Here is a 12,713-nt window from a genome sequence, read left to right on the forward strand (position 1 = left end):
TCAGGGCTGCACCAAACGGGTGTGGTTCGCCCGGGTGGCAAGGGCGGGGTCGAGGGCGCCGAGGGCAAGCCAGGTGGCGCCGCCGACCCCGTCCCGCGCGGTCAGCACCTCACCGGCGAAGTCCTGGTGAATGGTCTCCCGGATCAGCCGGCCGACCGGTGAGGATCCGCCCGCGACACTGCCCGCGAGGACCATCGGGCCGTTGTCCGACGTTGTCCTGAGCTGACTCACTGTCTCTATGAGCAACTCGGCTGCGCGTTTCACCAGCGCGTGTGCCGTTTCGTCGTTCTGCTCGTACGCCGCCACGACCGGCTGCGCCAGTTCGGCGAGCAGGACGGGTGGCCGGCTGTTCACCGTTCTGATCAAATCGTCACGCAGTACGTCGTAACCGGCCCGCGACACGGGTGCCTGCTCGTCGCGGTCCGGCAGGATCGCCTGGACGACCGCCTCCCCGAGGAGACCGATCGGTTCGCCGAGGTCGAGAGCGTGCAACACACTGCGCACAGCCTCGCGGCCCAGCCAGAACCCGGAGCCTTCGTCGCCGAGCAGCCAGCCGTGGCCGCCCGCGGTCCGGATCAGTTGATGACCCTGGACCAGGCCGGCGTTGCTCCCGGTCCCCGCGATCAGCACGGTGCCGTCGGGTTCCGCCGTACCGGAGGCGAAGGCGACCTCGAGGTCACCGATGAAGTCGGGCTTGGTGATCAGCCCGGCGCCGGACCACGCGGCGTCGAACTGGGCCGCGACGTCGGGTCGTGCCAGCGCCGAGCCGCCGGCCGCGCCGACCACTGCCGCCTTGACCGCGGTCGGGTCCAGCCCGGCGAGTGCCGCGTGAAGCGCCTGACCGAAGTTGGCTGCCGCACTTACGGGGTGACTGGTCGGGTTTCCGCCCGCGGCGGCACCTCGGCCGACTACGTTGCCCTCAGCGTCCGCGATCACGATCCGGGTGGAGGTGCCGCCGAGGTCGCCGCCCAGGACCAGTGCTGTGCCTGGCATCAAGACCACCGGGTCGGCAGGTTCCGGCAGCGAGCGTTCGACCGACATACGCAATGCTCCAAACTGCTCAAAAGAGCCTCTTAACAAGCACAAAAGCACAAGGTTACGCAACGGTCCCGATCTGGCAGAAAGAGTGAGATGAGCCTTGACTTTAGCTGCCAGTTGAGAAAAGTTCTGTCCAGCAAACAGCAAACTTGCGCACTTGTCGGCACCAGGAGTGTCGCATCGAACAGATTAATCGAGGGGTGGGGCCGCTGATGGCCAGCAGTAAGCACGGGGGATCGGGCCAGACGAGCGGGGTGAGCGCGCAGTCCTATGTTCACGTCCTCACACCGATTCTGGCCGCCGTCACCGAGCAGATCGACGGCCCGATCCAGCAGGCTGCCGACCTGATGACCGCGTCGCTGCGCGCCGACGGCGTCATCCAGGCCTTCGGTTCCGGCCACTCGGAGGCGCTCGCGATGGAGATCGCCGGCCGCGCCGGTGGCCTGATCGCGACCAACCGGATCGCGCTGCGCGACCTGGTGCTGCTCGGTGGCGAGCCGCCGGAGCTGCTGCGCAGCGCCGAGCTCGAGCGCGACCCGAAGTACTCCCGCAAGCTGTACGAGCTGTCCGCTGCCCGCGAGGGTGACTTGTTCGTCATCGCCTCCAACTCCGGCGTGAACGGTTCGATCGTGGAGCTCGCGAGCGTGGCCAAGGAGCACGGCCACCCGCTGATCGCGATCACCTCGCTGCAGCACACCGGCGGGATGGAGTCCCGGCACCCGTCGGGTAAGAAGCTGATCGACTTCGCGGACGTGGTCCTGGACAACCACGCGCCGTACGGCGACTCCGTGCTCGACCTCCCCGACGGCGGGGGCAAGGTCTGCGCGGTATCGTCCATCACCGCCGCGCTGATCGCCCAGCTGCTGGTCGCCGAGGTGCTGCGCCGGATGACCGACGCGGGCGAGACGCCGCCGGTCTACCTGTCCGCGAACATCCCCGGTGGCGACGAACACAACCACGCCCTTGAAGCACGGTATGCCGGTCGCATCCGGCGTACTGCGTGAAACACTCCTTGGAAGGCAGGACAATGACCACTCCCAACAACCTGTCGCGGCGCCTGTTCCTGCAGCGCGCAGCGGTCGGCACCTTGCTGGCGACCGGCGGCAGCACGCTGCTCGCCGCCTGTGCCAGCAGCGGCAACGACAGCAGCGATTCCAGCGGTGGCGGCGCCGACAAGACCGCGGACAACCCGTTCGGCATGGCGGACAAGGCGACCGTCGACGCGGTGATCTTCAACGGCGGTTACGGGTACGACTACGTGCAGTTCGCGGCCGACATCGCGCAGAAGAAGTTCGTGGGCTCGACCTTCAAGGTCGCGCCGTCCACCCAGATCGCCCAGCAGCTGCAGCCGCGCTTCGTCGGCGGCAACCCGCCGGACCTGATCGACAACTCCGGCGCGAACCAGATCGGCTTCAACACGATCCTGGACCAGCTGGCGACGCTGGACGACGTCTTCGAGGCCAACAACTACGAGGGCACGAAGATCGCCGACACCCTGTACCCGGGCGCCAAGAACCCCGGTACGTACGACGGCAAGTTCGTCGCGATGAACTACGTCCTCACCCTGTACGGCATCTGGTACTCCGACAGCCTGTTCAAGGAGAACGGCTGGGAGCCGCCGAAGACGTACGACGCGCTCCTCGACCTCGGCGCCAAGGCCAAGGCGAAGGGCAAGTACCTGTTCGTCTGGGGCAAGGAAGCCGCGACCTACTACCACACGATGGCCGTCGACGGCGCGATCAAGGAGGGGGGCGACGAGGTCCGGCTGGCGCTGGAGAACCTGAAGGAGAACTGCTGGTCGATGCCGCAGTTCCAGGGCATCTTCAAGGCCATGGAGACCATGGTCAAGAACGGGTACTTCGTCCCCGGTGGCGCCGGTACCCAGTTCACCGCCGCGCAGGCGAAGTGGAGCAACGACCAGCAGGCCATCCTCTACCCCTCGGGCTCGTGGATCGAGAACGAGATGAAGAAGGCCACCAAGTCGGGCTTCGACATGAAGGGCGTCCCGGAGCCGACGCTCACCGACAGCCCGAAGCTGCCGTACGAGTCGCTGCGCAGCGCGGCCGGCGAGCCGTTCATCGTCCCGTCGAAGGGCAAGAACGTTGCCGGCGGCAAGGAGCTGCTGCGCGCCATGCTGTCCAAGGAGGCGGCGACCAACTTCGCCAAGACGCGGCTGGCGCCGACGATCGTCAAGGGCCTGGTGCCCGCGGACGGTTTCGGTTCGACCGCGCTGCAGTCGCAGACCGCGATGCTGGACGCTGCCGGCACGAACGTCTTCGACTACCAGGTCTTCGGCCTGTACGGCATGAACACCGACCAGCTGGTGGTCTGGAACTCCTTCCTGTCCGGCCAACTCGACGCGGCCGGCCTGACGAAGGGCCTGCAGCAGATCACCGACAAGGTGCGCAACGACAGCTCCGTCAAGAAGATCCCGGTCACGAAGTGACCATGCAGCAAGAGGCTGTGCCGGGAGGCGGACCCAAGCGGTCCGTCACCCGGCGCCGCCGGCCGTTGACCTTCGACCGGGTCAGCTTCATGGTCGTGTTCCTCGGCCTGCCGCTGGCGGTGTTCGTGATCTTCGTGGTCTCTCCGTTCGTGCAGGCGCTGTACTACTCGCTGACCGACTGGTCGGGGTTCAGCTCGGGGATGAACTTCGTCGGCTTCGACAACTACGTCAAGCTGTTCCACGACGACATCTTCCTGAAGGCCGTACGCAACAACATCGAGCTCGCGATCGTCGTGCCGATCGTGACGATCGTGCTGGCGCTGACTCTTGCCACGCTGGTGACGATCGGTGGCTCGGGCACCGGGACAGTCCGCGGACTGCGCAACTCCGGCTTCTACCGGATCGTCTCGTTCTTCCCGTACGTGATCCCCGCGATCGTGATCGGCCTGATCTGGGCCCAGGTGTTCACGCCGAGCTCGGGCATTCTGGACGCGGTGCTGTCGAAGATCGGGCTCCACCAGTTCGAGAACTACGCGTGGCTCGGTGATGCGCGGACCGCCATGCCGGCGTCGATGTTCGTGATGATCTGGGGCTTCGTCGGCTTCTACATGGTGCTGTTCATCGCCGCCATCCGGGGGATCGACCCCGAGGTGTTCGAGGCGGCCCGGATCGACGGCGCCGGACGCTTCCGGACGGCGGTGTTCCTGACGGTGCCGCTGATTCGCGACAATGTGCAGACGGCGTACATCTATCTCGGCATCGCCGCCCTCGACGCCTTCGTCTACATGCAGGCGCTGAACCCTGGCGGCGGGCCGCAGAACTCGACCCTGGTCATGCCCCAGCAGCTGTTCACCACTGCCTTCACCAAGGGCCAGTTCGGTTACTCGACGGCCATGGGCGTGATCCTGGCCGCGGTGACGATGCTGTTCGCGCTCCTGGTCTTCACAGTCAACGCCCTGACCGGCGGACGTGAGCGGAAAGTGAAGGAACGCCGATGACAACCACCGCCGCCGACCGGGCCGACGTCGTCGTCGGGTCCCGCGCGCCCGACCATCGGGCCCGGGAGGGCAGGGGCGTTGCCACGACCGCCCACATCGCGCTGATCCTGTGGTCGCTGCTGGTGATCCTGCCGCTGCTGTGGACTCTGCTGTCCTCGTTCAAGTCGACGCAGGAGGTCCTGGGCAACCCGTTGGCGCTGCCGAGCAAGCTGCGGTTCAGCAACTATGCCAATGCCTGGACGACGGCCGGTATAGGTCGCTACTTCCTGAACACGGTGGTCGTCGTCGGCTGCGCGCTGGTGCTGGTGATGATCCTCGGTGCGATGTGTGCGTACGTGCTGGCCAGGTTCTCGTTCCCCGGCAACCGGCTGATCTACTACTCCATGCTGGCGGGGCTGACGTTCCCGGTCTTCCTGGCGATCGTGCCGCTGTTCTTCGTGCTGAAGAACCTTTCGCTGCTCAACACCTTGCCAGGGTTGATCATCACCTATGTCGCGTTCGCGCTGCCGTTCACCGTCTTCTTCCTGCACAGCTTCTTCAAGGCACTGCCGGGCGAGGTCTACGAGGCGGCGCAGATCGACGGGGCAGGTGAGTGGCGCTCGTTCTTCTCGGTGATGTTGCCGATGGCGCGGCCGGGGATGGCGTCGGTCGCCATCTTCAACTTCCTGGGGTTGTGGAACCAGTTCCTGCTCCCCGTCGCCCTGAACACCGACTCGAAGAACTACGTGCTCTCGCAGGGTATGGCCTCGTTCGCATCGCAAGCCGGTTATGCGGTGGACTTCGGCGCCCTGTTCGCGGCCGTGGTGATCACCGTGGCGCCGGTTCTGGTGGTCTACATCATCTTCCAGCGTCAACTGCAGGTCTCCGTCACCGCCGGAGGCGTGAAGTAGGCGAGACGTAATAGCCTGCCGTGATGCTGACACGGCGGACGTTGTTGCAGAGCGCGCTGGCCGGAGCGGTCCTGAGCGGGTGCTCGTCGGGTCCGACGAGCACCCGCCCGGCCGCGTCGCCCGGCAACCCGTTCATGGTCGACGGATCCGCGCCCGTCGACGTCGCGATCGGCGAGGAGTACGGCGGCTTCGCGGCGGCGGCGTACCGGAAGAAGTACGCGGGCGCCACGCTCACGCCCAAGGTCACGGCCAAGCTGTCGGACGCGGTGCAGCCGCGGTTCGCGAGCAGCACGCCGCCGGATGTCCTGCTGAACGGCGGCAGTCAGCCGCTCGAACTGCGCCCGCTGGTGCGCGACGATCAGTTAGCGGATCTGAAACCGTTGCTGGACGCGCCGTCCTGGGACGACCCGGGCATGACGGTCGAGGACGCGCTGCTGCCCGGGATGCTCGACTTCGGGCGGTACGACGGGACGCAGCGGACCCTCAACTACGTCGCGACCGTCTACGGGCTCTGGTACTCGGCGAGCCTGTTCCAGCACAACGACTGGGATGTGCCCCGCACCTGGCCGCAACTGCTTGCCCTAGGCACCGAAATGAAGGCGGCCAGGCTCGGCCCGTTCATCTACGCCGGCGCGCATCCGTACTACGTGCTCGAACTGGTGCTCACCCTCGCCGCCAAGACCGGCGGCCACGATGTGGTGAAGCGGATCGACAACCTCGACGACGGCGCCTGGAAGGACGAGAGCGTAACCCGGGCGATCACCGCGGTCGGCGAACTGGCCAAGCGCGGCCTGATCGCGCCCGGCGCCACCGACTACGACCACATCGGCTCGCAGCGGCGGTTCCTCGCCTCGAAGGCCGGCCTGCTGCCCTGCGGCAACTGGCTCGAGAACGAGATGAACGCGCTCATCCCGCCGAACTTCGGGCTGACCATGATCGGCGTACCGCCGCTGGACGGCTCGTCGGCCCTGGCTCGGGGACTGCATGTCGCGGCGACCGCGCCGTACCTGGTGCCGGAGAAGGCGAAGAACAAGGCGGGCGGCCTGGAGTACCTGCGGGCCACCCTGTCGAAGGACGTCGCCGCCCAGGTCACGTCCGAGTCCAACCAGTTGACGATCGTCCGCGGCGCGGCCGACGGCCTGGAGATCGGTACGGCGCTCCGCTCGGCCCGGGACCTGCTCTCGGTCGCCGGTGACCAGGTCATCACGTGGTACTTCGACAGCTGGTACCCCACCTTCGCCACCGCCGCGGCCGAGGCGACCGGCCAGTTCCTGGCGGGCGGCCTGCAACTCTCGGAATGGACCGGCCGGATCCAGGCGGCCGCCGACAAGCTCAAACAGGACAACGCGGTCACCAAGTACCACCGGGACTGACAGAAACCCGGAAAATCGGGGCCTGACCTGGGAAAAGATCTCGCCGTCGGCGGCAAGCCGACATACCCTCGAAGCAGGTAGGTGAGGTCGATGGAGTGGGTAGCGGTGCTGCTCGTGTTCCTGGGGTTGTGCGTGCTGCTCAACTTGCTGCTGCCGCAGCCCCCGCCGGCCCGCTGGCGCCGGCGCGTGCAGCGGTCGGGTTCGCGGCTGACCGGCCGCCTACGTCGGCATACGGTCCCTGAGCCCGACCCCTTCGACACCCTGCGCCTGCAGACCCGCTTGGGCCACGTGGCCGAGGAGATCCGCCGGGTCGAGTCCGCCCGGATCTATGCCAAAGCTCACCGCCTGATGGCCCTCGAAGCGGCCTACGACGACCTCCTCGACGAGGCCTGCCGCCTGGCCGGCGTCCGCGAAGAGGCCGACCTCGAACGCGGCGAAGAAAAACGCTGGCTGGAGGAGCAGGAGCTAGCTTCTCGCGGCTGGTCCTGGTGACCACACCACCTGGTCCAGAAAGTCCTCGACCGCCGTCGCGACCTGACCCAGTACGTCGGCCGACGCCGCGAGCCGCCCCGGCACATACATCCCGTGGTCGGCCTCCGGCACTTCGAGCACGTACGGCGTGAGCTCCCGAGCGAGAGCCGAGTCCCACAGGGCATCCGCCGTACCGCCGACCAGCAGGAACGGCGCGGTCGAGCGGCGCAGGCCGTCGACCACCCAGGGGCTGGTCAGTACGGGGGTGAGCCAGATCGCCGGAAAACCACGCTCAGCTGCCAGCGCGGAGCCATAACTGCCGAGTGACTTTCCGATCAGCAACACGTCGCCAGTGGCAGCTGCGACGGCCTTGGCGGCCTGTGAAACGACCCAGTGGCCGCGCTCGTCCTCGGTCAGGGTGAACGGGCGGTCGGGCTCGTCCCACCACACCGGATGGACGCGCGCACCGCGCTGCTCGGCCGCGTCGGAGGCGAACATCGGTAACGGAGCAGTCGGCCCGTTCTGTCCACCAGGCAGAACGACCACTGTGCGCGAAGTCATAGGACGGAGTGTATGGGGAGCGGGACCCGCCCCGGTGTGGCGTGGACTGGGGGCGCTGGCAGAATCGGGGGCATGTCCCTAGCTGCGCCTGACCCCTCCGCAGCCGGTTCCCTGCGTCGCCCTCGGGTGCTGTCCGGGATCCAGCCGACGGCGGACTCCTTCCACTTCGGCAACTACCTCGGCGCGTTGCGGCAGTGGGTGGCCCTGCAGGACGACCACGACGCGTTCTACTGCGTCGTCGACCTGCACGCGATCACGGTGGAGTACGAGCCGAAGGCGCTGCGGGATCGGACCCGCCGGTCGGTGGCGCAGCTGCTCGCGGCCGGCATCGACCCTGAGCGGTCCACGCTGTTCGTCCAGTCGCACGTACCCGAGCACGCCCAGCTGGCCTGGGTGCTCGGCTGCCTGACCGGGTTCGGCGAGGCCAGCCGGATGACGCAGTTCAAGGACAAGTCCGCCAAGGGCGGCTCCGACCGGGCCACCGTCGGCCTGTTCACGTACCCGATCCTGCAGGCCGCGGACATCCTGATCTACCAGGCCGACCGGGTTCCGGTCGGCGAGGACCAGCGCCAGCACCTGGAGCTGACCCGCGACCTGGCCCAGCGGTTCAACCACCGCTTCGGCAAGACGTTCCGGCTGCCCGAGCCGTACATCGTCAAGGAGACCGCGAAGATCTCCGACCTGCAGGACCCGGCCGCGAAGATGAGCAAGTCCAGCTCTTCTCCGGCCGGCATCATCGACCTGCTCGACGACCCGAAGGCGAGCGCGAAGAAGATCCGCTCCGCCGTCACCGACTCCGGTCGCGACGTCGTCTTCGACCCGGAGAACAAGGCCGGCGTGGCCAACCTGCTCACCATCTACTCGGCCCTGACCGGCAAGAAGATCAGCGAGCTCGAGGACGAGTACGCCGGCCGCGGGTACGGCGACTTCAAGAAGGACCTGGCCGAGGTCGTGGTCGAGTTTGTCACCCCGTTCCGGGAGAAGACGCTGGGCTACCTCGACGACAAGGCGCAGCTGGACGCGATCCTGGCCGCCGGTGCCGAGCGCGCCCGTGCGGTGACCGAGCCGACGCTGCAACGCGTCTACGACCGGCTGGGCTTCGTGCCCGGTCCGGCAGTGGGCCGGTAGGGGCCCGGATGGCCATGATCGGTGTCGCGATCCCGATCGCGGAACCCTATGGCTCGGAGCTGCAGAAGTACCGGGCCGAGTTCGGCGATCCGATGGCCGCGTCGATCCCCACCCATGTAACCCTGCTGCCGCCGACCGAGATCGACGACGCCGACCTGGCCCTGGTCGACGACCACCTGCTCGAGGTGGCGGCCCGGTTCCCGAGCTTCAAGATCCGGCTGCGCGGTACGGCGACCTTCCGGCCGATCTCTCCGGTCGTGTTCGTCCCGCTGGCCGAGGGCATCTCGTCCTGCGAGGTGCTGCAGTCCCAGGTCCGGTCCGGTCCGCTGGAGGTCGAGCTGCGGTTCCCGTACCACCCGCACGTCACGGTCGCCCACGACCTGGACAAGGACGCCCTCGACCGCGCGTACGACGCCCTGGCCGAATACGACTGTGCCTTCGACGTGGACGCCTTCAGCCGTTACGAACACGGCTCCGACGGCGTGTGGCGGCCGCAACGGTCGTTCCCGCTGGCAGGCTGAGTCTCCGCGCGAGGGGTACAGGAGACACATGGGCATCATCCAGCGGGGCAAGGCGATCTGGGCGCGGTTCAGCCGCACCCAGCTCTGGCGGGCGTGGGCGCGGTTCGGCAACCGCCGGGGCAACCGGTTGGCCGGGGCAACGACCTTTTACGCGTTCCTGTCGCTGTTTCCGCTGATCGTGCTGGCCGCGGCGATCGTCGGGCCGCTGCTCGGCGACAAGGCGATCCAGGCCCTCAAGGACTCGCTCGACAAGAACCTTCCCGGCATCGGTAACCAGATCGACATCGACGCGCTGATCGCCCACGCCGGCACCATCGGACTGATTTCGGGCGTCGCGCTGCTGTGGACCGGACTCGCCTGGGTCGACTCGCTGCGCGCCTCGATCCGGTCGATGCACGAGCTGGACGACCAGCCCGGCAACTTTGTGCTGGTGAAGCTCTGGGACCTCGGCGCGCTCGTCGGTCTGGGCCTGATCGGTCTGATCGCCACCGGCGTCTCGTCCGTCCTGTCCGCGCTGGCGCAGCGCATCGTCGACCGGACGCATCTGGACGCGAGCCTGCTGTCCGTCACCAGCCTCGTGCTCGGGCTCGGGGCCGGCGCCATCCTGGTCCTCTACCTGCAGACAGCCCTGCCGCGGATCATCCTGCCGCGGAAGGTCGCGCTGATCGCCGCTCTGGCCGGCGGCATCCTGTACTACCTCGCGCAGAAGCTCGGCAACCTGTACGTGACCCATGTCATCGGGACGAACGCGGCGTACGGCACGCTGGCCTTGCCGCTGGCGTTGCTGGTGTGGATCTACCTGCTGACGCGCGCGATCATGCTCATCGCGGCGTGGACCAAGGAAGCCACGCTCGACGCGGCGGCGCGGAAGTCCAGCGCCGAGGGGCGTCTCCGGATCGCGGAGGCGCCGCTGCCGCCCGAGCAGTCTGCGGTAGAGCCGCTCCTGCCGGGTCCACCCGGCAAGCGCTACAAGGTCGTCCCGGTGCCGCAGCGCAAGGCGGATACCGTCGCGGTCGCCGCGGGTGCGCTGCTGGGCATCACCGCGTCCGTTCTGGCGTCGCAGATCGGCAAAGCCGCCCGATCGCTCCGGCGTTAGTGGCGCCGCCGGCGCAAGGTGCGAGGTCGGCGGAGGAAGAGTCCCAGCAGCAATACCGGTGGTCCGGCGTAGGCCCAGGCGGGGACGCGGAAGGCCAGTGACTGCACGGCCTGGCCGGGGCTCAGGACTGTCCGGCTGCGCGGCGGGTTCGGCGTACCGGACTCTGCCGACTTCTTCTCGCCCTGTTTGGGACCGGTGGCGGTCTTGGGCTCGGCCGCGGGCTTGACCAGCGTGCCGACCGGGGTGAGCTTGCTGTAGTTGTTGAACGTCCAGGTGAGCAGGTTGCTGGCGTCCTCGGTGATGCCGTGCGGCGCGTTCATCATCGTCACCACCAGCGTGTGCCCGTTGCGGCGGGCCGCACCGACGAACGTGTTCCGGGCCAGCGTGGTGTAACCGGTCTTGACGCCCAGCGCGCCCTCGTAGTTGAACAGCAGTTTGTTCTGGTTCGCGACCTGGTAGGTGCCCTTGTTCCCGGCGTTCGGGAACGCCGTGTACTTCGTCGCCGCGTACTTGGCGAAGTCCTGCCGGGCAAGACCGGCCTGCGCGAACAGGGCCAGGTCATAGGCGCTGGAGTACTGCCCGTCCGCGTCCAAGCCTGTGGGGTCGGTCACGTGGGTGTCGAGCGCGCCGATCTCTGCGGCCTTCTGGTTCATCCGCTGGATGGTCGCCGGGACGCCACCTTGGTCGTGCGCGCAGAGTGCGTGGACGGCGTCGTTCCCGGACGCCAGGAACATGCCTTGGAAGAGCAGGTCGACGGTGTACCGCAGTCCTGGGTACACGCCGACCTTGCTGCCGATGATGCCGGCGTCAGCGTCCGAACCGATCACCTGATCGGTCTTCTTGAGCCGCGGGAGCAGGACCAGGGCAGTCAGGGTCTTGAGCGTGCTGGCCGGCCGCAGCTTGGCGTGCGGCGCCTTGGCGGCCAGCACCTCGCCGGTGTCGACGTCGGCGACGACATAGGCAGACGCCTCGACAGCCGGCGGTGCCGCCCCGTCGGCGACGACCGTCGGCTTCGCGGTCAGCAGGCCGCCGCCGACCGGGCCTTGGGGGCCCTGGCCGGCGGCGGTCGCTGTCAGAGGTCCGGTGACCACCAGTGCGGCGGTCGCGCAGGCCGTCAGAAGCAAACGCATCGCCCGGAACTCTAGTTGCCACCCGGGGCAGATGTCACAGTCGGGTCTCATCCCCAGGTCAGGCCCACGTCACGCACGGTAGGCGGTCCACATGTTGCTGATCCGGGTGCTCTGGCCGGGAGTGAACTGGTTGTAGCAGGAGTCGTAGGAGTAATCCATGTAGTTGTGGATGGGGTCCACGCCCGGCAGCGAGCAGGAGTTCCGGCCGGTCGGACAGCCGCTGCTGGCGCTGCTCTGGGCGGGCGTGTCGGACACCGAGTCGTTCGTGCTCGTGCAGCCACCCTGGAAGGTGTGGTAGAGCCCGAACCAGTGGCCGGCCTCGTGGGACGCGGTCTTGCCGAGGTTGAAGTTGGTCGCCGAGCCGCCGGGCAGCGAGCTGTACTGCACCCGGATGCCGTCGATCGACGGGTTGCTTGCGTAGTCCCACGGGAACGTCGCGATGCCGAGGTAGGAGAAGTCGACCAGCCAGATGTTCAGGGCGTTCTTGCCGCCCTTGCGGGTCTGCGAGCGGTACGTCGTGCTCTGGCCGTCGTTGTGCCAGGTGTTGTTGTTGTACCGGAAGGTGCCGGCCAGGGTGAACGTGAAGCCGGTGTTCGCGGCCTGCGACGACTCGCCGCCGCCGAAGTCCTGGTTCAGCTCGGCGATCTGCTGGTTGATCTGCGTCGCGGTGACGTCGCCGGCGCCGGAGCTGCTCCGCATCACGTGGATATAGACCGGAACGGTCGCCGCGGCCAGCTTGCCGGCCTTCGGCGCCAGCCCGCGCGCGGCCTTCGCCTTCAGGATCTGCGCCGTCTTGGCCTCGATGGACTGCTGCTCACTGGCCGACAGGTCCCGGTGGTCGGCCCCGAAGCCGCCACGGGCGCTGGGTCCCTCGGCCGGCGTGAGACAGGGGTTCCCCACGTGGTCGACGGGCAACTGCGCGGTTGCCTGTCCGCCGAGTGGGCTGAACGCGAGCGCCGTACCGGCCAGCAGAACGGCCAGGGCGCGGGGGCGGGTAATGAAACGACCGGGGCGGTGGGGTGGGGAAAGTATTGAAGATCGCATGATGCGTCCTCCAGAAT

The 12,713-nt window shown here is 67.8% G+C and carries 13 protein-coding genes; 9 read left to right on the forward strand and 4 right to left on the reverse strand.

The features are described from left to right. Positions 1–1,041: a BadF/BadG/BcrA/BcrD ATPase family protein gene (locus AB0E63_RS08280; RefSeq protein WP_360363136.1), complete on the reverse strand. Its 1,041-nt coding sequence runs from the start codon at positions 1,039–1,041 to the stop codon at positions 1–3. 209 nt (positions 1,042–1,250) lie between these two features. Here AB0E63_RS08280 and AB0E63_RS08285 point away from each other — a divergent pair, with 209 nt between their 5' ends. From AB0E63_RS08285 to AB0E63_RS08310, 6 genes are all read left to right on the forward strand, one after another. Next, entirely contained in the window at positions 1,251–2,042 is a 792-nt protein-coding gene (locus AB0E63_RS08285; RefSeq protein WP_360363138.1) for an SIS domain-containing protein, read from the forward strand. 23 nt (positions 2,043–2,065) lie between these two features. Then, complete coding sequence (gene ngcE, locus AB0E63_RS08290; RefSeq protein ID WP_360363140.1) at positions 2,066–3,484, forward strand: N-acetylglucosamine/diacetylchitobiose ABC transporter substrate-binding protein; 1,419 nt, start codon at positions 2,066–2,068, stop codon at positions 3,482–3,484. Positions 3,485–3,486: 2 nt separating this feature from the next. Next, on the forward strand, positions 3,487–4,482 hold the full coding sequence (locus tag AB0E63_RS08295; protein ID WP_360363142.1) for a sugar ABC transporter permease: 996 nt from the start codon (positions 3,487–3,489) through the stop codon (positions 4,480–4,482). Then, positions 4,479–5,372: a carbohydrate ABC transporter permease gene (locus AB0E63_RS08300; RefSeq protein ID WP_360363144.1), complete on the forward strand. Its 894-nt coding sequence runs from the start codon at positions 4,479–4,481 to the stop codon at positions 5,370–5,372. The genes AB0E63_RS08295 and AB0E63_RS08300 overlap by 4 nt, the downstream gene beginning before the upstream one ends. Before the next feature lie 23 nt (positions 5,373–5,395). Next, positions 5,396–6,745, forward strand: coding sequence for an N-acetylglucosamine/diacetylchitobiose ABC transporter substrate-binding protein (gene ngcE / locus AB0E63_RS08305; RefSeq protein ID WP_360363146.1), 1,350 nt, complete (start codon positions 5,396–5,398; stop codon positions 6,743–6,745). 90 nt (positions 6,746–6,835) lie between these two features. Next, positions 6,836–7,237, forward strand: coding sequence for a hypothetical protein (locus AB0E63_RS08310; RefSeq protein WP_360363148.1), 402 nt, complete (start codon positions 6,836–6,838; stop codon positions 7,235–7,237). Here the strand turns inward: AB0E63_RS08310 and AB0E63_RS08315 are convergent. Next, positions 7,211–7,777: an alpha/beta hydrolase gene (locus tag AB0E63_RS08315; protein ID WP_360363150.1), complete on the reverse strand. Its 567-nt coding sequence runs from the start codon at positions 7,775–7,777 to the stop codon at positions 7,211–7,213. The two genes, AB0E63_RS08310 and AB0E63_RS08315, sit on opposite strands and share 27 nt — an antisense overlap. Positions 7,778–7,849: 72 nt before the next feature. On the opposite strand from AB0E63_RS08315, the gene trpS reads away from it, so the two are divergent. The 3 genes from trpS to AB0E63_RS08330 are packed head-to-tail and all read left to right on the forward strand — an operon-like array spanning position 7,850 to position 10,522. After that, positions 7,850–8,905, forward strand: a complete 1,056-nt coding sequence (gene trpS, locus AB0E63_RS08320) for a tryptophan--tRNA ligase (RefSeq protein ID WP_360363152.1) — start codon at positions 7,850–7,852, stop codon at positions 8,903–8,905. Positions 8,906–8,913: 8 nt separating this feature from the next. After that, entirely contained in the window at positions 8,914–9,426 is a 513-nt protein-coding gene (locus AB0E63_RS08325; RefSeq protein WP_360363154.1) for a 2'-5' RNA ligase family protein, read from the forward strand. A gap of 28 nt (positions 9,427–9,454) precedes the next feature. Next, positions 9,455–10,522 carry a YihY/virulence factor BrkB family protein gene (locus AB0E63_RS08330; RefSeq protein ID WP_360363156.1) on the forward strand — a complete coding sequence of 356 codons (1,068 nt, stop codon included), beginning with the start codon at positions 9,455–9,457 and terminating at the stop codon, positions 10,520–10,522. Here the strand turns inward: AB0E63_RS08330 and AB0E63_RS08335 are convergent. Both AB0E63_RS08335 and AB0E63_RS08340 read right to left on the reverse strand, forming a co-directional pair. Further along, complete coding sequence (locus AB0E63_RS08335; RefSeq protein ID WP_360363158.1) at positions 10,519–11,652, reverse strand: D-alanyl-D-alanine carboxypeptidase; 1,134 nt, start codon at positions 11,650–11,652, stop codon at positions 10,519–10,521. The two genes, AB0E63_RS08330 and AB0E63_RS08335, sit on opposite strands and share 4 nt — an antisense overlap. Positions 11,653–11,721: 69 nt before the next feature. Further along, positions 11,722–12,696, reverse strand: a complete 975-nt coding sequence (locus tag AB0E63_RS08340; RefSeq protein WP_360363160.1) for a zinc metalloprotease — start codon at positions 12,694–12,696, stop codon at positions 11,722–11,724. Between the last annotated feature and the right edge of the window lie 17 nt (positions 12,697–12,713).

It is taken from the genome of Kribbella sp. NPDC026596 (genome assembly GCF_040638415.1).
Taxonomy (GTDB): Bacteria; Actinomycetota; Actinomycetes; order Propionibacteriales; family Kribbellaceae; genus Kribbella.

Excerpts from the sequence above, each read along its gene's own strand:
- ngcE (WP_360363140.1), top strand. The coding sequence starts at position 2,066 with ATGACCACTCCCAACAACCTGTCGCGGCGCCTGTTCCTGCAGCGCGCA.
- AB0E63_RS08295 (WP_360363142.1), top strand. The coding sequence starts at position 3,487 with ATGCAGCAAGAGGCTGTGCCGGGAGGCGGACCCAAGCGGTCCGTCACC.
- AB0E63_RS08330 (WP_360363156.1), top strand. The coding sequence starts at position 9,455 with ATGGGCATCATCCAGCGGGGCAAGGCGATCTGGGCGCGGTTCAGCCGC.
- AB0E63_RS08300 (WP_360363144.1), top strand. The coding sequence starts at position 4,479 with ATGACAACCACCGCCGCCGACCGGGCCGACGTCGTCGTCGGGTCCCGC.
- AB0E63_RS08340 (WP_360363160.1), bottom strand. The coding sequence starts at position 12,696 with ATGCGATCTTCAATACTTTCCCCACCCCACCGCCCCGGTCGTTTCATT.
- AB0E63_RS08310 (WP_360363148.1), top strand. The coding sequence starts at position 6,836 with ATGGAGTGGGTAGCGGTGCTGCTCGTGTTCCTGGGGTTGTGCGTGCTG.
- AB0E63_RS08325 (WP_360363154.1), top strand. The coding sequence starts at position 8,914 with ATGGCCATGATCGGTGTCGCGATCCCGATCGCGGAACCCTATGGCTCG.
- trpS (WP_360363152.1), top strand. The coding sequence starts at position 7,850 with ATGTCCCTAGCTGCGCCTGACCCCTCCGCAGCCGGTTCCCTGCGTCGC.
- AB0E63_RS08280 (WP_360363136.1), bottom strand. The coding sequence starts at position 1,041 with ATGTCGGTCGAACGCTCGCTGCCGGAACCTGCCGACCCGGTGGTCTTG.
- ngcE (WP_360363146.1), top strand. The coding sequence starts at position 5,396 with ATGCTGACACGGCGGACGTTGTTGCAGAGCGCGCTGGCCGGAGCGGTC.
- AB0E63_RS08285 (WP_360363138.1), top strand. The coding sequence starts at position 1,251 with ATGGCCAGCAGTAAGCACGGGGGATCGGGCCAGACGAGCGGGGTGAGC.
- AB0E63_RS08335 (WP_360363158.1), bottom strand. The coding sequence starts at position 11,652 with ATGCGTTTGCTTCTGACGGCCTGCGCGACCGCCGCACTGGTGGTCACC.
- AB0E63_RS08315 (WP_360363150.1), bottom strand. The coding sequence starts at position 7,777 with ATGACTTCGCGCACAGTGGTCGTTCTGCCTGGTGGACAGAACGGGCCG.